Origin of the sequence: Clostridium thailandense (assembly GCF_019207025.1) — a bacterium.
Taxonomy (GTDB): domain Bacteria; phylum Bacillota; class Clostridia; order Clostridiales; family Clostridiaceae; genus Clostridium_AM; species Clostridium_AM thailandense.
Map to the genome: position 1 here is coordinate 1 of NZ_JAEEGC010000026.1, position 19,920 is coordinate 19,920.

Annotated in this window: 17 protein-coding genes; 2 read left to right on the top strand and 15 right to left on the bottom strand. The window is 32.6% G+C overall.

Annotated elements, in window-relative coordinates; translation table 11 throughout:
* Positions 1 to 307 precede the first annotated feature (307 nt).
* The 8 genes from I6U48_RS06005 to I6U48_RS06035 all read right to left on the bottom strand — a co-directional run bounded on the left by I6U48_RS06005 (position 308) and on the right by I6U48_RS06035 (position 6,656).
* Complete coding sequence (locus tag I6U48_RS06005) at positions 308 to 946, bottom strand: histidine phosphatase family protein (RefSeq protein WP_218319637.1); 639 nt, start codon at positions 944 to 946, stop codon at positions 308 to 310.
* 87 nt (positions 947 to 1,033) lie between these two features.
* Positions 1,034 to 1,894 carry a CPBP family intramembrane glutamic endopeptidase gene (locus I6U48_RS06010; protein ID WP_218319506.1) on the bottom strand — a complete coding sequence of 287 codons (861 nt, stop codon included), beginning with the start codon at positions 1,892 to 1,894 and terminating at the stop codon, positions 1,034 to 1,036.
* A gap of 15 nt (positions 1,895 to 1,909) precedes the next feature.
* A complete protein-coding gene (locus tag I6U48_RS06015) occupies positions 1,910 to 2,749 on the bottom strand; it encodes a CPBP family intramembrane glutamic endopeptidase (protein WP_218319507.1) in 840 nt (279 codons plus the stop codon).
* A gap of 175 nt (positions 2,750 to 2,924) precedes the next feature.
* Positions 2,925 to 4,370 (bottom strand): HAMP domain-containing sensor histidine kinase, encoded by a 1,446-nt coding sequence (locus I6U48_RS06020; RefSeq protein ID WP_218319508.1) that lies wholly within the window; start codon positions 4,368 to 4,370, stop codon positions 2,925 to 2,927.
* Complete coding sequence (locus tag I6U48_RS06025; RefSeq protein ID WP_218319509.1) at positions 4,363 to 5,064, bottom strand: response regulator transcription factor; 702 nt, start codon at positions 5,062 to 5,064, stop codon at positions 4,363 to 4,365. Before I6U48_RS06025 ends, I6U48_RS06020 begins: the two co-directional genes overlap by 8 nt.
* A 226-nt stretch (positions 5,065 to 5,290) precedes the next feature.
* Positions 5,291 to 6,151, bottom strand: coding sequence for an MBL fold metallo-hydrolase (locus I6U48_RS06030; protein WP_218319510.1), 861 nt, complete (start codon positions 6,149 to 6,151; stop codon positions 5,291 to 5,293).
* A 15-nt stretch (positions 6,152 to 6,166) separates the two neighbouring features.
* On the bottom strand, positions 6,167 to 6,328 hold the full coding sequence (locus I6U48_RS29560; RefSeq protein ID WP_246615220.1) for a hypothetical protein: 162 nt from the start codon (positions 6,326 to 6,328) through the stop codon (positions 6,167 to 6,169).
* The gene (locus I6U48_RS06035; RefSeq protein ID WP_246615221.1) at positions 6,300 to 6,656 is read right to left on the bottom strand and encodes a hypothetical protein; all 357 of its coding nucleotides are present in this window, start codon (positions 6,654 to 6,656) and stop codon (positions 6,300 to 6,302) included. Before I6U48_RS06035 ends, I6U48_RS29560 begins: the two co-directional genes overlap by 29 nt.
* A 308-nt stretch (positions 6,657 to 6,964) precedes the next feature.
* Between I6U48_RS06035 and I6U48_RS06040 the strand changes: the two genes are divergently transcribed.
* Positions 6,965 to 7,687 (top strand): YoaK family protein, encoded by a 723-nt coding sequence (locus I6U48_RS06040; RefSeq protein ID WP_312890909.1) that lies wholly within the window; start codon positions 6,965 to 6,967, stop codon positions 7,685 to 7,687.
* 129 nt (positions 7,688 to 7,816) lie between these two features.
* On the opposite strand, the gene I6U48_RS06045 is transcribed toward I6U48_RS06040, so the two are convergent.
* The 7 genes from I6U48_RS06045 to I6U48_RS06075 all read right to left on the bottom strand — a co-directional run bounded on the left by I6U48_RS06045 (position 7,817) and on the right by I6U48_RS06075 (position 18,410).
* Entirely contained in the window at positions 7,817 to 9,142 is a 1,326-nt protein-coding gene (locus I6U48_RS06045; RefSeq protein ID WP_246615222.1) for a sensor histidine kinase, read from the bottom strand.
* A 2-nt stretch (positions 9,143 to 9,144) separates the two neighbouring features.
* Positions 9,145 to 9,858, bottom strand: coding sequence for a LytR/AlgR family response regulator transcription factor (locus I6U48_RS06050; protein ID WP_218319513.1), 714 nt, complete (start codon positions 9,856 to 9,858; stop codon positions 9,145 to 9,147).
* Positions 9,859 to 10,086: 228 nt separating this feature from the next.
* Complete coding sequence (locus tag I6U48_RS06055) at positions 10,087 to 13,956, bottom strand: YDG domain-containing protein (protein WP_218319514.1); 3,870 nt, start codon at positions 13,954 to 13,956, stop codon at positions 10,087 to 10,089.
* A 525-nt stretch (positions 13,957 to 14,481) separates the two neighbouring features.
* The gene (locus I6U48_RS06060; protein WP_218319515.1) at positions 14,482 to 14,979 is read right to left on the bottom strand and encodes a tellurite resistance TerB family protein; all 498 of its coding nucleotides are present in this window, start codon (positions 14,977 to 14,979) and stop codon (positions 14,482 to 14,484) included.
* A gap of 40 nt (positions 14,980 to 15,019) precedes the next feature.
* Positions 15,020 to 15,235, bottom strand: coding sequence for a hypothetical protein (locus tag I6U48_RS06065; RefSeq protein ID WP_218319516.1), 216 nt, complete (start codon positions 15,233 to 15,235; stop codon positions 15,020 to 15,022).
* 44 nt (positions 15,236 to 15,279) lie between these two features.
* Complete coding sequence (locus tag I6U48_RS06070) at positions 15,280 to 16,914, bottom strand: C1 family peptidase (protein ID WP_218319517.1); 1,635 nt, start codon at positions 16,912 to 16,914, stop codon at positions 15,280 to 15,282.
* Between the two features lie 170 nt (positions 16,915 to 17,084).
* Positions 17,085 to 18,410, bottom strand: a complete 1,326-nt coding sequence (locus I6U48_RS06075; protein ID WP_246615223.1) for a sensor histidine kinase — start codon at positions 18,408 to 18,410, stop codon at positions 17,085 to 17,087.
* A 455-nt stretch (positions 18,411 to 18,865) separates the two neighbouring features.
* Between I6U48_RS06075 and I6U48_RS06080 the strand changes: the two genes are divergently transcribed.
* Positions 18,866 to 19,903 carry an inorganic phosphate transporter gene (locus I6U48_RS06080; RefSeq protein ID WP_218319519.1) on the top strand — a complete coding sequence of 346 codons (1,038 nt, stop codon included), beginning with the start codon at positions 18,866 to 18,868 and terminating at the stop codon, positions 19,901 to 19,903.
* Positions 19,904 to 19,920: the final 17 nt, after the last annotated feature.

Genomic DNA, 19,920 nt, shown 5'->3' on the forward strand with positions numbered 1-19,920 from the left:
TATATTTACATTCTGGAAGACACATTTAAATACTTTAGACTTGTCAAAAGTATTTATAGTGCTGGAAGAATGTAAATATATCCTGGAGCATAAGTTAAGTGTCTAGTGTGTGTCTATAAATTTACCAGCCTTTTTTATTATTTCTTATCTTTTCCAATAAAGTCGTGCCACTTTAGAAGTTATTTTTTCCTCTACCATATCATTTACAGCCTTACTTTCTATATAACTTCTTAATAATGTATTTATCTTCTCGTGTTAAAAGCTTTGTTCTTCCAAAATAGTTCAAGAACTCTATATAAAAATTCATCTACACAAATGATACTGATTTACTTTCTCGTGGTAAATGATTAGTATCATTTAATGATATTAAACAAGGATTAAATTCTTCGTCAAAATTCACCTGACTTATAGCAGTATTTCCCAAAACAATTTTATGATACATAGTCATATCCCATCCTAAAATTCCAATAAGTCCAGCCTTTAATATTCCTCCGTGTGCTACAATCGCCACTCTGTTTCCATTATGTTTCTTGGCAATTTTTAGAATACAGTTAGCTGCCCTTACAGATGCCAACTTTATACTCTTATCTCCACCACAAAGGGGAGCTTCAAACTTATCAGTTTTCCACGTTTCAAAAGCTTCTGGATAACTTGTCTTTATTTGAGTAACAGTCATCCCTTCCCATTCTCCAAAATTAATTTCTCTTAAGTCGTTTTCTATCAAAAGTTTCTTTTTGCTCTCTGATGCTAAAATCCTTGCAGTTTCAAAAGCCCTTTTCAGCGGACTTGTATATATAAAATCAAACTTACTTTCAAGTCTTTCTTTTAGGTAGTTAGCTTGTACCAAGCCATTCTCAGCTAAATCTATATCTTTACACCCCTGAAATTTACCCAATGAATTCCATTTAGTTTCTCCATGTCTTATTAAAAATATTACTGTTTTCATTTTTTCACCTTTCAACTCAATTATTTTATCATGCACCGTTCAATCTTCGAACTTTAATTGCAACTCTTATTTAAACCTATCATCTTACTATAAATAATCTATCAAACCAGACTTTGATAAATTTGCATTTCTAATATAGGATCGATTCTTATAAATATATAAAGCATATATACCTATCATTATCATTCCTGTTATTAAAAAAGCTATGTTCACTTCAAATGGTACAGCTTCATTACTACTCACTTTATTTCCCATAGTTTTCATAAATACAAAGAGATTATTCAAACCATGACATATTATAGCAGGAATCAAAGATTTGTATTTTAACACTAATATACAATTTGTTATTCCTATAGCAAAGGTCATAGGGTTTGACCTAAAATGTATCATAAAAAATATACCTGATGTAAAAATTATTGCTCTAATTATCCCATATTTATTGTATAACTTACTTAAAAGAATACCTCTAAATATAATTTCCTCTAGTATAGGTGCCAGTAAAACTGTATCTACAAAATCAATAGTCATAATAAAGCTATTAGGCGCTTTTTCGTATGTATCTTTAAGGCCTTTATTAAAATTTTGAACAATACCAGGATTAATTCTATACACTATATACAATAATATTAGAATCATTCCTATTCCTGCAATATATGTCAATATTAATGATATAGGAACTTCAAATATAAAAGATTTCTTTTTAGGCCTTCCTATTACATCTTTAATGTTTATATTATTTTTCTTTAACTCACCTAAAGTTATTATTAATAACGCCAAATTGATTACAAGTGGCATAATACTAAGTATATAACCACTGCTAGGCTTCAATCTTTGCTTACCTACAATTAAAATTATACCAACCAATGCTATAACAAAAATTACCATTGTCCCAATCAACTTTAAAAAATATCCTTTAAGTTTAACATATTTAAATAAATTTAAGTCCATAAAACACCTCCACAGTTAAATTATACTTTCCGTAATTTGCATTTTCTCTGGCCAATTCTTCTTAATATATTTTACAGTAAAGAAACCTGAAACTAAAAAACCAACTAAACTTATTGGCAACCAAAGCATAATATCACTTTTACTAATGTTACTGCTCCCTGAAGAACTGGAAGTAAAAAATGAAATAACTTGAACTAATGATACCAAAAAGTTATTAAAAGCATGTATACTTATGGTAATTAATATATTTTCTGTTTTTATATATATTAAGCACATCATAATCCCAAAGGCAAATGCTCCTAAGAAAGCAAGATCCGCATGCATTATTCCAAATAAAATGGATGATAATATTATTGCTTTAAAAACACCATACTTCATTTTCACTCTATTTAAAATAACACCTCTAAACATACATTCTTCAACAGCAGGAGCTAACAATACTGCACCTATACAATTAAAAATCAAGGAACTAAGAGTATTGCTGCTATTTTCGTTAGTATCTGCTAATAGTTTATTACAAAATTCTGGACTTATCATATAAGCTAAACAAAGTGCTAAACATGCAAAACTAAGACTTAAAATAACATTTATACAAACTACTTTTATTACTTCACCCCACTTAAATTTGCACTTAAAATCCTCTACAATAGGCTTTAACTCTATCTTGCTTTTAACACATTTATACATAAACCAAAAGAACATAAGCAGATTAATTACCACTAGCCAAAAATTAAAATCTAATATAGTAATTTCTTTAAAATAAGATTGTTCTGATACTATAATACTGAATATAACAACAAAAAAATATACAAGTACTAATTTCTTTATTGTTATATTCTCAAAAAAATTCCTCATTCATAACCCTCCATTATTAAGCAAAGAACTCAAATGTTAAGCAGATATCCCAAATCTTAAGCAGATATCCCAAATCTATGATTTGGAGATAGTCGCTTACATAGAGTGCTGATTTGCAGTGAATCACTTACTCATTTGACTAAAAGAAGAAGGAGTTTCATTTAATAATAGTCGTTTATAATAACTTCAACTGTATTACAAACGCCGTTTTAAAATCTTGTTCTGACTCAAGATACAATTTACCACCATGTTTTTCAATTATTTTATATGCAATCGAAAGACCTATACCTGTTCCTCCACTGGTTTTTCTTGATAAGTCTCCTCTTGTAAAAGCTTCAAATATTTGCTCCTTTAATCCTTCCTCAATGCCTACTCCATTATCTGCAATTATAATTTCTATACTCTTTAGCTTTTTCTCAAGTTCTATTTTTAGAGTTGTATAGTCTGGGTTGTACTTTAAAGCATTTGAAATAATATTGGAAATTGCCCTTGACATTTCATTTTTATCAAATTCATATTCAATAGCATATTCAGGTATATCAATTATAAATTCAAAATTTCTATTTTCAATTTCGGGATAAAACTCAACAACTAGTTCTCTCATAAACTCACAAATGTCAATTCTTTCTTTATACATAATATAAGTATCATTATTAAGCTTGGCTAATTCATGAATGTTTTCAATAAGACTGGTTACCCTCTGAGATTTTTCATATATTGTTTTAAGATACAGCCTTTTTTTATCTTCATCTACAACAACTCCATCATATAATGCCTTTGAATATCCCTGTACAGAAGACACTGGAGTTTTTAAATCATGAGAAATATCCACAAAAAATTGCTGCTTTAGTCTTTCAACTTTTTCTCTTTCCAGTTCACTAGCTTGAATCTTTTCTGCCATAAAATTAAAAGCATCCTTTATCTGTGCAAATTCATTGGCTGCTTTAAAGTTAATCCTAGTAGAATAATCTCCCTCTGTCATTTTCTTTATTCCTTCAAGTATTTTATTTAATGGCTTTACTATTTTTCTGGATGTCCAGAATGCATAAAATAATATTACTATAATTAAAAATACTAATATGATAAGCATTCCTATAACTATATGGATAGCTGCCTTTTCTATATATTTTTGGGGTTCGTTTACTCTGCTTATTTCTATTTTTATAACTCCAGGAGGTACTTTAACTATACAGTAATATTTCTTTCCTTCTGAATAAAAAGGAGTTATTGAATTCAAATTTTCATTTCCTATTTTTGATACATCTAAATTCCAATTCATTAGTTCATACATTTCTGCCTCTGTATAAGCTTTTTTATCATCTTTCTTTTTACCAATAACATGAATCAAATTCCTATCTGAATCTAATATTTCCACCCATCCTCCAACAGAAGTGATTTTTGAAGCATCTATACTTTTATAATCGCTTTTTACTATCTTTGAGGCCATGTAAAACTGCTGCATTTCTCCTATATATTCCTGTGAAGTTATCATTCTTCCTATGCCAAAAATCGGAAATGATACGCCAGCGATAAATACCAATATAATAAGAAATACAAATAGTAAATAATTTTGAAACATTGAAGTATATACTTTTTTTGATTTTCTTCTTATCTTAAACATTATTTAAATTCTCCATAAATTTATACCCAAGACCCCTTATAGTTTTAATGTATATAGGTTTTTTAGAATCTTCCTCAATTTTTTCTCTAAGTTTACTCATATGAACCATTATTGAATTATCATCACCATAAAAGGTTTCTTCCCACACTTGTTCAAAGATTTGCTTTTTAGTAAATACCCTGCCTGGACTACTCATTAAAAGTAAAAGAATTTTATATTCTGTTGAGGTAAGAGCAACTTCTTCATTATTTTTGTAAAGAACATATGTAGCTTTGTCCAACCTTAAAGTGCCAAATTCTATAATTTCAACCTTTTCCTTTGTATTTTCATTAAATTTATAATATCTTCTAAGCTGAGCTTTTATTCTTGCTGCAATCTCAAGTGGGTTAAAGGGCTTAGTTACATAATCGTCTGCACCAAGCTCTAATCCAAGTATCCTGTCACTGTATTCACCCTTTGCAGAAAGCATGATAACAGGAATATTGAATTTCTCCCTTATCCTTTTTATTAACTGATATCCATCTATATTAGGCATCATTATATCAATTACAGCAATATCAATATTATTTGATTGTAAAATATCTAATGCCATGCTACCATCGTAAGCTTTAAACAATTCATATTCTTTTTCTAAATATAATGATAAGAGTTCTACTAACTCCTTTTCATCATCAGCAATTAATACTTTTTTCATAAAGATACAACTCCTCTTCCCCTATGCATATGGATTGGCTTTACATTTACTAATTATTATAACAGTTATACTTTATTTATCCAATTTTCACTACGTATTTAATTCTATATTGGTATCATTTAGCTTAACTTAACAAAACCTTAAGATTACCTTAAGAAAAAAACTGCTGACAATAAAATCGTCAACAGTTTTTAAAAATATCATCTAAACTTTCAGTCGTGGGCATCTAAATTTCAATAACAGTTCCTGTTTTATTAATAAAAAATCCTTTACATCCTTCAGCAAATAGTTCCACAGCCTTTTCGCCAGTACAGTGAGATACTCCAACCATGCTTATATCCAAATCATTAAAATATTCAATAGATTTTTTAATTCTGTCATTATCAGCCTCAACAAGATGAGTACCTCCAACAACACCTAGTACTTTCTTTTGAAAAGTTTCACTTATAGTAGTTACCATATTAAGAACTCCTGGGTGAGAACATCCAAGAAGAATTAATAAACCTTTTGGAGTATCTAGTACAAGTGCAATTTCATCAGAGAAACTATCGGTTATATATTTATTTCCTACTTTTATTTGCATACTCTTATTTGCTTTTTCAAAGCTGTGATATTTATTAAAATTTGAACATATGTATATGTTCTCTGATATTTCAGTTACACTAGTACGTACAAAATTAATTGGAATTCTATTTGACTTTAAATAACTTTCATTAAAATTTATTCCAACATATGTATAACCTGTTTCATTAGAAAAATCAGTTTTAAGCTTTCCATCTGAGTAATGATATCTATCACTATTATTAAAAAAATCTTCGCCTATAAATAATTGAGGCCTTATATTAAAGTTTTCTATAAATCGTTTAATTCCACCACAATGATCATAATGCGCATGACTCAATACAATTATATCTGTTTTAGAAATATCAATATTTAACTTTTTAGCATTATCTATGAAGTCTCCACTTTTGCCTGTATCAAAAAGAATATTACAGTTAGGTGTCTGAATAAACATAGATAGTCCATGCTCGTTTTTCAATACTTTTAAATCATCCTGTGAATTTTCAATTAGAGTTGTAATTTTCAAAATAAATCCCCCCTCTTACAATTTTGACACAATATCTTTTAGTATAGCAGCATTTGAATTTAATTTCTGGATTGTAGATGATATTTCTTCAATAGAAGCTGTTTGTTTATCTAACACATTATTTGAATCATTAAATTTCTGAGATATTTCATTTGAAACTACTCCAAAGCCTTTCAAGACTAGTTCCAATTACAATGGTATCTACAATTGTGTTATTTTCATATACTGGTACAGCCATAGCTTTCAAGGGTGTACCAAAAACTTCTTTAGGCACTATGATAGAAACTGGCTTTTTCTGTTTAAGACATTCATATGCTGCACATCCAACAGGTATAGCGTCTCCAGTTTTCGAGGACATTTTGATATTCTCACTATCTTGTACTAATAAAAACTTTTCTGTATTAGATATAGTAAATGCTAATTCATCCTCAAAGTAATGTTTAAAATACGGTATTAAGTTATAAAAAGATTGAATTAGTTCATTATCACTTATGTTATTAACCAACTTAACATCCCCTTTTATATAAATTCAATGCTTCTAAAAGTATGTACTCATTATATCGTCATTTACTACAAAATTCAAACTTCAACGAATCGTACCATAAACGGACTATATTACCAAACCTGGCTTACTATGTATTATACTTAAAACTTTTTTGCTAATATAAGAAAGTACTTTGGAAAATCTTAAAATTTTTGATATAATAAAATTTTTTACTTTATTTAGTCGAATAATATTATCATATTTATAAATTAGCAGTATAATATTTAGTGCTAATTTATAATTCTACAGAAAGGAGTGTTTCTATTTTGATTTCTAATCATCTAAGCACTTTACAAAAAAATAAATTTAAGCTACCTCTAAATAATATTACTAATGAATCACTTCATCTCGGAGTGCTCCTTGCCATAGTTGGAGGTTTTTTAGATGCCTATACCTATATATCAAGAGGTGGCGTTTTCGCTAATGCTCAAACAGGGAATATAGTATTATTAGGAGTTGAAGCTGCAAAAGGAAACTTTAGACAAGCAACCATGTCTCTTGCTCCTATTTTAGCTTTTATATTAGGTGTAATAATCTGTGAATGGTCAAAGAAATTACCAAATGAATCTTTTATAAAAGACTCACCCCGAGCTGTCTTAATTCTTGAAGTTATAATTCTTTTTATTATAGGATTTATACCAAATACTGTTCCAAATGATATTGTAAATATTACTGTATCTTTTGTTTCATCCTTACAAATTTGTACCTTTAGAACACTAGTCGATTCACCTTATAGTACTACAATGTGTACTGGTAATTTACGTTCAGCTTCCTACGCAGCTTATGTTGCATTCACAGAAAAAGATAAAAAAGCTGCAGTGCGATCTCTTCGCTATTTTGTAATTATATTTTTCTTTCTATTTGGAGCACTTTTAGGTGGTTTTCTTACACTAAACTTTGGAATAAAAGCCATTTGGTCTGCAGCTCTTATATTAGTTTTTTCTATTATTGTATTTAGTATAGATGAACTTAGAAATAAACACATTGCTTAATTATTACTACATAGAAATCTCATATAAAAACAAAAACCATGCATAAATAGAAAAATAAATTTTCTTATATGCATGGCTTTTATTCATAAAAACTTATAACTCTCCAATTCTCAACATTCCCATTTAAATTTATACTTTAGTCCTCAAAACTATAGAAACCTTAAAATTTTTTTCGTCTACTACCTTAAACTCAGAATTTCCACCGTATTTTTCTGCTACTGCCCTAACAGATGAAATTCCAATGCCTCTATTACCATTACGTTTAATTGAAAAGAACTGTTCATTATCATATAATACATGTCCATCAAAACCATTGCCAATGACAATAACAAGTTCTCCCATTTTCATACCTGCTCTAACACGAATAAATTTTTCTCCAGATTTCATTCTCTCACAAGCTTCCAGTGCGTTTTCAATACAGTTACCAAAAATGATAGAAAGATCTGAATCCAAAATGCCTATATCCGTAGGAATACTAATTTTAAAATCAGTTCTGATACCTTTTTCTTTCGCAAGCCCGATATAATAGCAAACTAAAACATTAACTGCAGTATTTTCGCAAATAGTTTTCTCTACATCCACCGGAATACTTTGATGTTGTTCTTCTAAATATTTAAGCAATTCCGCTTTTTTATCCGCCTCAATATACCTTCTTACTAATATAAGGTGATGCCGTAAATCATGACGTGCTTTTCGAGTTTTTTCAACGTTCTCAGCAATAGCCTTGTATTGCTTTTTCTGCATTTGAAGCTGTTGATCGATAAAATAGAGTCGTTCCTTCAAATTAGCATTGTCAGATAACTGTTTTAATGTTTTTAGTAATATATAACAAGCAGTAAAAGCCCCGATTCCAATCATATATCGTGTTACAATATGTTTCCAACTTTCTGCAGTACTTAAATCTGTGGTGAAAATCAAGCCCATAGAATAAAACATAAATGGAATCAGCCAAATAAATTTCCAAATATCTGTTTCTACTGAATCTGCAAATTTTTTTAACCGTTTTAGTATCAATTCAAACATTGCAGGAAATGTAAATATAATCTGTACAATTACTGCAACATTAGTAATTGTATAAGGGTGTTTTTCAGAAACCTCCTGAAAAATATTTGCTTCTAAGAAATTTGCTGTGCCAAAAATTACAGCTGAGTAACTTGCCACTATCAAATAAAAGAAAAACTGTTTGAAAAATTTATCCTTAATTACAATAAAAGAATATAATGCAAAAATTCCTCCCCATGCTATACGGTAAACTTGAATTTCCATACCATTTATGCTTCCATTATTCGTAATATAAGAAAATACTCCTGCTTCTAGAGTAATAAGGAATGTATAAATAATAATTACATTTCTTAATGAAATCCTTAACTTATCCAAAAATGGATAGTATCTCAGTATACTTAAAGGTATCATAAACAATAGGATGTAGAGTATCTTCATTACTATATTAAACATAATCATTCCCACATGCTTTCTATGTTATAATTATCAATTTCTTTCATAATGCTTGTCCGACTATTTTTGGGTACAGGTACCAGTGCGCCATTTTCCATGATCAAACCATCGGAAGTTTTCTGAATAATGGCACGCATATTCACAAGAAAACTCCGGTGGCACCTCAAAAATGACTTTTCATTTATAAGCTTCTCCAAATCGTTTAGCGGTGTATATGTTACAATTTTATTTTTCGCCATATGGATATGACAAGCATTTCCAAGGACTTCTATATACTGAATGTCTACTAATTTCACTTTAATTCTATTTTTGCCAACTTTAATTTCAATCTGCCTTGCAATTTCCCCTAAAGATTTAATACACCTGTTCATAGCATCCTTAACCTTAGCATAATCTATTGGCTTTACCAAATAATGAAGTGCTCCTACATCAAAACCTTCTCTGTAAAATTCTTCACTGGACGTAGTAAATATAAATATTGCATTTTCATCTTGTTTACGTATTCTTTTAGCCACTTCTACCCCTGTCATTTCAGCCATATATATATCAAGAAAATAGATGTTAAAATCACCTGGAGTAAAGCTTTGGAACATTGATTCACCATTAGAAAATCCCACTAACTTGGCATTCCAAATGTTGTTGTCGCAACACTGGCATATTAACTCTGTTAGAAGTGCACGTTCTTCCTTATCATCATCAACTATTGCTATTTTCATAAATTAACACCATACTTTTCTAGTAATTTTGTTTACTTTTCTATTATCTCAAATATAATTTTAAAAAACAATATCTAAAATTGTAAAAGATATACAAATAAAAAGCTTGAGCAGACATATAATCTATCCAAGCTTTTAACTCTTATTTAATTGAGCAAAATGAAAGCTTGGACAAACAGCCTGCTTGTTCAAGCTTCTATTTTTATATAGGAAGGTCTGCATAGAAATCTACTTAATAGTAAACTGATACCTCAATTCATTTACTAAAGCTGTCTTATCCCTTGACTTAACATTCTTGCTAATATACAGATAATAAGTTTCTCCTGATTTATAAGGATTTAAAGGTGTTACCTTCAATATATTATCTGAGCCATAGCTTACTTCTACCTCAACTCTGTTTCCTTTCAAATCTGTTACATAAACATTATCCTTTGTTATTGTACTTGAGTCTGCTGTTTTTGTGAATTTTATCTGCCATTCTTTATCTTCTACTACCTTATCTTTCATTACTGTAGTTCTTCCTTGAAAATAGCTTTCTGGTAAGCTTATTAAGGTAAAGTCACTGAATTTATCCACCCAAATTGAAATTCCTATTGCTTTTCCCTTTTCATCATATGTTATAGTACCTTTATCTATTGCATTTTCTCCATCACTGTGCTGAACCATTACTGCTAAAGATGAAAGGAATTTATCTAGTTCTTCCTTTGAGATTGGCAGCTTTGAAGCATCTATTGGCAGTGTTATTTTTGTTTTACCTGTAAAATTAGTTTCTATTTTTAGAGGAGCTGCAATTACCTCTGAACCTGACGCTAGCTTAAGAATAAGCCCTTTAGTTTCTTCAACTTTATTGCTATCCTTTACCTCACTAATTTGGATTTTTGCATCTTTATCTTTCAGCCCGCTTACTGTTTCCTTTGGTAATTCTAAGGCTGCTTTTTCTGTTCTTACATCTAATCCTATATTGTTACTTCCTAGCTGTGTCATTGAACTTTGAGGAACCTGCACTTCTACCTTATCTGCATTGTTTCCTGGTATATCTGTTACACTAATAGTTGCTGTATCTGTCTTTGTTTCCAAAGCCTTTGTTACCGTTTCTTTTGCTTTATCTTCGTCAAATTTTACAGTGTCTGTCTTTATTCCATCACTATCCGTAGTCCTTGTAACTGGTACCTGAGCTGCATTTGTATTTGTTCCTCCATTGTCAACTACTACTGGCACTTCTCTCGTTTCAGTTGTTGGCTGAGGAGTTGGAGTTGGTGGATTATATGGTGGTACGTATGGTAGTTTTTCCGTAATTTCGAAGCCTATGGTAGTTGTAGCAACATAAGTATTGGCACTTTCACCACTGACAGTAAGTATAAGGTTGTATTTTCCTACATTGGTTGGTGCAGTTTCACTTTCGTCATAGGTTGTGCCGTCTCTGCCCGTATATTTTGCTGTGTAGGTAATGCCTGACACGGTTTCTTCATCATTTTTGAAAGTTGGTGTACCTGTGTAAGCATAAGGTTTTCCGTTATAGGTTCTACCTGTAAACACAGCTTCAATGGTAAGTGGTAACTTATCTGTGGTTTTTACGATCAAATCAGCAGTAAAGTCCTTATAATTCTCAGATGTCACTTTAATTTGTATTGCTGCTTTTTTGTCTTTATCAACTACATTTGCCACCTTTAGAGTGATTTTTCCATCAACTATATCAGTGTCTGTAGTAGGATTCTGTGCTAAAACTTTGTAGTCATCAGTTACAGTTCCTACCGTATAAGTAATATCTCCAAAGCTTTTGCCATCTGAAAGAGCGGGCAACAGCTTAGTTAAATCAAAGGTATATTCCTTTTCCAAGCCTTTTACTGCCTGCAGTTCTTGACTTACTCCTGTAGCAGTTGCTTGTGTGATAGATACATTTCCGCTAACAGCAGAATTATCAAGACTGTAATAATCTTTATCCTCACCATCTAATTTAACACTGATTGCAGTAAAGGTTTTGCCTGTGCCCACATTTACATCTGTTACTGTTCCATCTGCAGTTGCTTGTACATTATCATCGTTTTCCACACCTTCCAAAGTTGTAAGTGCAATACTTGTGAAACTGTTTGTTCCGTCATATTCCTTGCTTGCAGAAGTATCGGAATTAACTACTGCTGAGGTGATAGCCTTTTTATTCAGCGTAACAGTTGTGCTTTCGCTGTAATCCGCCATGTTGTTGCTGCCCACATATTTTGCGGTAATGGTGTTGCTGCCGATTACAAGGTCTTTAGCCTTGGTATCATAGGTCATTGTGTAAATGCCGTCTGTTGCATTAACTGTCTCTGTAATCTGCTTATCTCCCACAAACAATGCCATCTGGTTTGCCTCTGGTGCAGAAAAGCTGAGCATCGCCTGCAAACTCTTTGCCGCAGGTGCAGTGCCTGTTGCCTTTGGCGTTACTTGTACTGTTATGGTATCGCCATAGGTAAAGGTATCCGTTGCTTCTTCGCCCTTATAGGTTTTGATACCGCCTGTAAATTCAGTGGCTGATTTTGTGATGGTAAATGGAATATAATCCGTTTCTGCTCCTGCATACTCATCGTTTTCTGCAAGAGTTGCTTTCAGATAATAGGTTCCTGCATTTTTGGGTGATGCACCTTCATTTGCTGCGCCGCTGCTTGCATTTGTAGTTTTTGTACCATTACTATCTGTAAAGTAAGTAAATGAAAGTGCTCCTCCGCTATCCCAGGTAAACAAATCACCATTTACTGTACTATGAGAAATCGGCGTATCGTCAAATACCTTTCCACTCACCGTGCCTTCCAATTGTAGATTCGGTGATTTCTTCAAGGTTGTAAAAGCTACTGTTTTAATATCTGTAAATGTATTCCCTGCTTTTGCCGCCACATAATAGGTGTAGGGTGTATTATTGTTCAGACTTGTAAATTCAATGTCAGTATCAGTATTGGCAGAAACAGATTTAGAAGTACCTGTTGTTTCCAAGGTGCTGGTATCAGTAATCGGCGTTTCGCTTGCAAGGTAATAGACAGTAGCATCTCTATTGCAGTTAACAGTAAACTGTGCACTGCTGTCTGTTATTTCTTTTGCTGATGAAACGGTAACCTTTAAGTTCTCAATTGGCGTTCCGCTCCAAGAACTGTTGCCGCTGCCGCTGTAGCTTCCGCCTTCGCTCTTTACAATGCCATTATTTGTAAATGCGCCGTCGTTGACCATGTTGCCCTGAATAGTGAGCTTGCCCTCATTGGTTATATTTGCCCCTTGTTGTACTGTCAGGGTAGCGCCTGCTGGCAGGGTAAAATCAAAATCAGAAGGAAGCGTAATGGTTCCCTTGGCAATATAGGTGTTGGTGTCAATTTTCAGAAAACCATTATCAAAACCACTTTCATATGCTTTTGTTGATGTAACAATACCAGTTTTTATTTCAGTAACTGTTCCCCAATCAGAAGTGCCGGATATATCAAAGATAGCAGTACCACCCGTCATAATTACGGTAGTACTTCCGCTTATGGTACTTCCAGAACCTGAAGTCCCACCTCTGCAGTATCCATTAATTGTCCCCCCGGTTACCTTGATATAGGTATCTCCCGTAAGATTGGCGGTTTGAGATGTACCACAACATCCGCCATAAAGATTGCTTATATAACCGCCTGTCATAACGATATGAGTATTATATGCCGCGTTTGTTTCATGACCTCCGCCATAAATGCTTGTGTATAGCAAACTTGCTCCATTTTGGGGGGCATTTGAAATACCGGCATCAGCCAGAGACTTTTCGCCTGAATCCAACACACCGTTGGCATTGCTGTCGATATAAACGGTAGTTCCGGTACCATCAGCTACAATCAACAGAGGTGTGCCATTGGCATAAATCACATTACCATCAACCGTCGGTAGTGTAATTCCTGAACTGGCAAGAAGCATAAGTGGTGCTTCCGCTGTACCTAGAACGGTAATGTTTTTCACATCCTCTGCCAAATCTACAAAAGCTGTAATGGTTTTGCTTTCTTGCATCGGGTTACTTTCTACGGCATATACCACCGACATACCCATCTGGAACATTAATAAGCTGACAGATAGGATTACTGAAAGAACTCTGCTTGCAATTTTTGTTTGCATGTTGTTTTCCTCCTTTTAGTCAAAATTCATTCTTAGACCTATTTCACTTGATGACATTGTCCCGATTTTAAGGTGGTATTTCCATTTGGGAAAGTAACTTTTTTTGCAAAATTCCTTCACCTTCTTTCAATGTGTGGACTAATATTTTTTATAAATATTCTAAAAATTCACATCTTCAACACAATAATTACTAGCCTCCTATTACCACTGTTGTAAACAAAGAAGCCTGTCTCTAAGGTAACTACATTCTTCAACAGAAGTCTCAGATTACCCAAAAATAGGTAAAACTAAAAGGCGTACTATATAACAGGATATAAGCTAAAGCAGTATACTTTTAAAGCATTTCTGTTTACTTTTCTATTATCTCAAATTCAATCATGAAAACAATATAAAAGTGATAGAAAGGATTTGCAGAGGGCAGAAAGGATTATTAAATAAAAATAAAAAAAGAGGAAATCCCTTTTTAAGAATTTCCTTTTTTTAATTTCTTGTCATTTGCATATTTAACCAGAAGCTTAACTCTGATTAAAAACCAAATTCTTTAGGATCTAACTCTAAAGTTACAGCAAGCTCTTTTATTATAGCTTCTTCTTTTTCACTTACTGAACCATCTGCTGATGCAATTATGCTGCAAAAACGAACTACCTGTGTAGTTTCATCTTTAGAATATCTTACCTTTAAAATTGCATCAATACATTCTTTCTTTCCTGCATTGTAGTCAGCAATAACAACATCTGCATATTTGTTAAATTCACCTACAACTTCGCTCATATCATATAAACGCATTATAGTGCTTCCCTTCATAAACTCTACCATCTTCTCTTTTTCTGAGAGCTCCAAATTGCCATCAGCTGCTGCAATCAATGCGCATCCTGCAACAATTGCCTGCATAAATTCTTTGTTTGTAACCTTCATAATAGATTCTTCTGCATTTTTCTTTTGTTCTTTTATTTTATCAGATAGCCAATCTACTGATTCTCCTAAATTTTTCTTTTGATCATTTAACCATTCTTTAAATCCCATATTATAAAACATCACCTTTCAAATTATTTAACTATTAATACTATTCTTCTTGTGCTGCTAAAAGAACAATTGCTTCTGCTGCCTTAGCATATTTGAATTTAGCAAGATCACCAATTGTCTTTATTTTAAATTTTTCTTCTAAAACTTTTCCACCTTCAGCACTAATTCCTTCAAGTGCACTTACTGGTGCATCAACTAATTCTTTAAAAGATTTTCCTTCATAGGCCTTGTCTAAAATTTTATTAATATTCATCATCTTGTCCCTCCATTTTTTAATTATATTATTGTTTTTTATATTATTTATCTTCTTCTTCTCTTACTACTATCTCCCTTAAAGCCTTTTTTCTTCTTCTTCCCCTTGAATAGTATCGCTGATAAATCCGGGTCTGATTCAGCAAGAACATTCTTTGGAATATAACAATATCCGTTATCTCCCCATTCTGTTCCCCATGAATTTTTAACTATATAATAATTTCCAATATATCCCACAATCAACATCGCATGTCTTCCATGTTGACCACTTGGTGCTTCAGCTGCATTCATAACTCCATCTCTACCTATTTCACTGAAGGCTTTTCCGGTATTCATTCCAACATGAACAAATCCACCTGCACTAAGTACCTTTTTTACATCTTCCAATTCAATAGTTTGAATCTTTACATCTTCAACACAATAATTACCAGCATCCTCTTCCATATCTTCTGGGTCGACAGCTGGCTCTTCAGCATCATTGTCCCATAATTCTTCCCTACAGCTTCCTGTACTCATAATTTCAATACCTGGTTCAGGTCCACCCATTGTTCCTTCTCCGCCAGTATATGCATATTCAAAGTCCTGAATATCACCTTGAAGGTTTTGAAATACTAACATTGTATAACTACATGCAAGAGGCGGTACTTCTTGTCCCTTCATTCTGAAGGCCATTTCTACAGCATGAGTCCAAGCAAATGCAGAACATCTACTTGTTTGTCCTTGGTCACCTACTGGCGAACAATATTTTCTCAAATCTACTTTATCTTGTGAATCTATATTCGAAACAGATTGCGGCAAACTCTTCTTTGACATTTTTGGGGATCTTCCTGATTTTTTACTTTTCTTTGCTGGAACAGATACATGCAATTTGCTTAAATCAGCATCTGGGAATCGATCTTTAATAACTGAAAGTGACTCCATCGATACAAAACCTCTTGGTACAATAGTATCATCTGAATTATAAAATTGAACTACATCTGATATTCCTTCTATTTCATTTTCTAATTCACTTAAATACTGCTCATTATCCTCTGAAAGCTCATATCCTTCATCCATATACTGCTGTTCTGCAGTATCTCCAAAGTAGTCTCCTTCTCCAAAGAAAGCTTGTGCTGAACTTTCGTAGTCCTCTACTGACCAATCGCCCTCATCTTCTTCAAAGTCTTCATCTTCTGCATCCGGATATTCACTTCTATCTCCATATATATCATTATCCAACTCTAAACCAAATTCTTCATCATCTTCATCTTCATACTCTTCTTCGTCTTCTCCTTCTTCATCGCCTTCCTCTTCGTACTCTTCCTCGCCTTCTCCTTCTTCGTCGCCTTCCTCTTCGTACTCTTCCTCGCCTTCTCCTTCTTCGTCGCCTTCCTCTTCGTACTCTTCCTCGTCTTCTCCTTCTTCATCACCTTCCTCTTCGTACTCTTCCTCGTCTTCTCCTTCTTCGTCACCTTCCTCTTCGTACTCTTCCTCGTCTTCTCCTTCTTCGTCGCCTTCCTCTTCGTACTCTTCCTCGTCTTCTCCGCCTTCTTCTTCGTACTCCTCTTCTCCGCCTTCTTCTTCGTACTCCTCTTCTCCGCCTTCTTCTTCGTACTCTTCTTCTCCACCTTCTTCTACGTAGTCATCTCCACCTTCTTCTACGTAGTCATCTCCGCCTTCATATTCTTCATCATCATAACTCATTGCAATCTCTCCTTTTCTAATCATTTTAGTTAACTATTAAATTTTTAAAATGTCAATTACTTTAACTTTTAGGAGTTTATGTTATCATCCTCTATGAAATTAACAATCCATGAAGGAAAATAATAAACAAAATTTACATATACATTAAATCAAATACAAAAAATTTTCTTCTATTTTGGTATAATTAGAACAATAGAAACCTTAAAAAAATTTTCTTTTATTACTTCAAAATTGGCTTTTCCTCCATATTTTTCTGATAATGCTTGAATAGACGAAATGCCAATACCTCTATCACCATTGCGCTTTATTGAACGAAACTCTTTATTATCATACAATATCTGTCCATCAAAATTGTTACCAATAACTATGACAAGGTCTCCCATTTTAATGCCTGCCCTAACACGAATAAGTGCATCACTTGATTTCACTTTCTCACAGGCTTCCAATGCATTTTCAAGGCAATTGCCAAAAATGATAGAAAGATCTGAATCTAAAATACCTATATCTGTACCAATACTAATTTTGAAGTCAGTTTGAACACCTTTTTCCTTAGCAAGTCCAATATAATAACAAGCTAAAACGTTAACTGCAGTATTCTCACAAATTGTTTCCTCTATATCTACTGGCAAAACCTTTCGCTGTTCCTCTAGATATTTAAGAAGCTCTATCTTGTTATCTTCTTCCAAATAGTTTCTAACTATCAAAAGATGATGACGCAAATCATGACGAACTTTCCTAGTTTCTTCAATATTGGAGGTAAGCACCTCATATTGTCTCTTCTGCAGTAGAAGCTGTTGATTAATAAAATTGACTTTTTCCTGTAAAACAGCATTCTCACCTAAATGCTTTAATGTTTTTATCAAAACATAACAAATAGTAAATGCACCAGCACATGCCATATATCGTACAGTAATATATCTCCAATTACCTACACTACTTAAATTAGCAGTAAAAATGAAACCAATGCCGTAAAACATAAAAGGAATCAACCAAATAAATCTCCAAATATCTGTCTCTACCGAATCTGCAAACCTTTTAAAGTATTTTTTGATCAAAGTAAGCATTAGTGGAAAGGTGAAAATAATCTGTATAAGCATTGCTGCAGTGCTAACTGTATAGGGATGTTTTGCAGCAAAAGCCTGAAAAAAATGTGCCTCAATAAAATGCGCTGTACCGGAGACAAAGCTTCCATAAATCGTCACTATCAGATAGAAAAAAAACTGCTTAAAAAATCTTTCATTGATTACGCTAAAGGAATAAATTGCAAATACAATAACCCAGCTAATACGATAAATCTGAAGCTCCATATTATTTATACTCCTATTACCAATGATGTAAACAAAGAAGCCTGTCTCTAAAGTAATAAGTGTTGTATAAATGGTAACTACATTCTTTAATGGAAGTCTCAGCTTATCTAAAAATGGGTAGTATCGCAGCACGCTAAAAGGCACAATATATAACAGGATGTAAAATATCGCCATTGTTTTATCAAACATATTCATCCCCACATCTTTTCCATATTGTAGCAGTTATTCTCTTTAATGATATTTTATTAACCTTAATTTAAATTTATAGTCCAATTTTTTTCTAAGTAGTTTGCAACTATTCATTCATATATTGGCATTCTCATAAGCTAAGGTGCTATACTTTTAGAGCATTTCTGTTTACTTTTCCATTATCTCAAATTCAATAAGTAAAACAATATAAAAGTGATAGAACGGATTTGCAGAGGGCAGAACGGAATTTTAATGCTGTAAATCTTTCTGTAACATGTAAATTTGAAAATGGTATAGAATATTATAAACCTTTAGTTGACGTCTAAAATTATAGACATCCACGAACGACATTTAACTTATACTCTAGAATAGATACTTAATCATAGTAAATGCAAACTTTTTCAGTTATAATACTAATAACAAATATTTGTATTCTATAGAAAGTGGTGTTTAACATGATTACTATCAATTTATATGTATTACTGATTATAGTTATCTTAACTGCTTTAATTTTCACACTGACAAATGGACTAAATGATGCAAGTTCAGTTGTAGCCACTTTTATAACCAGTGGCGCTGCCACTCCCAAACAGGCAATTATCTTTGCATCCATTTTTGGATTTCTTGGAGCAATAATAGGAGGTAGTGCTGTTGCAGACACAGTATCAAAAATTGTAAATCTTCCGTCAAATCCTTTCATATTGAAGATTTTAATTGCATCAATGCTTGGTGCTATAACTTGGAATCTCATAACCTGGCATTTTGGTTTACCCTCAAGTTCAACTCATGCCTTGGTTGGTGGATTAGTAGGTTCTGTATGGATATCCAGTGGTGCAAATCATATTCTATGGGGATGGAATGAACTTTTTGCTAAAACTCCACATTTAATTGGAATCATGAAAATTATTGCCGGCTTAATCATATCTCCTTTTGCTGGCTTTACTATAGCCTACTTATTGCAGATAGTTTCAAAAATAATATTAAGAAACGCTAAATATGAGATAAATAAGACAATCAATAAACTTCAATGGGTAATGTCTGCACTTTTAGCATATAGTCATGGAGCTAATGATGCTCAAAAAGTTGTTGGTATTATTACTCTAGCAATTACCTGTATCAGTCAGATTTCTTATACTACTCCTCCATTATGGATAAGAATTATATCAGGTTTAACTATGTTTCTTGGAACGATGTTTGGTGGTTGGTCAATAATGAAGACACTTGGAAGAGAAATATTTACTATACGATCTATTCACAGTTTTAACTCTCAGCTTTCTTCTGGTAGCTCACTTATTTTTGCAACAATACTTGGTGCTCCTGTATCAACGACACATGTTGTAGTCGGAAGTGTTATGGGGGTTGGCTCAGGAGATGAATATAAATTAGTAAACTGGAGAATCGGAAAGGAAATACTAGCAGCTTGGCTTATAACAATTCCTTCGTCTGCCTTAGTATCTGCTGCAATTTTTACTTTAATAAATCTTGTTATTTAGCTGCTAAATATTATACC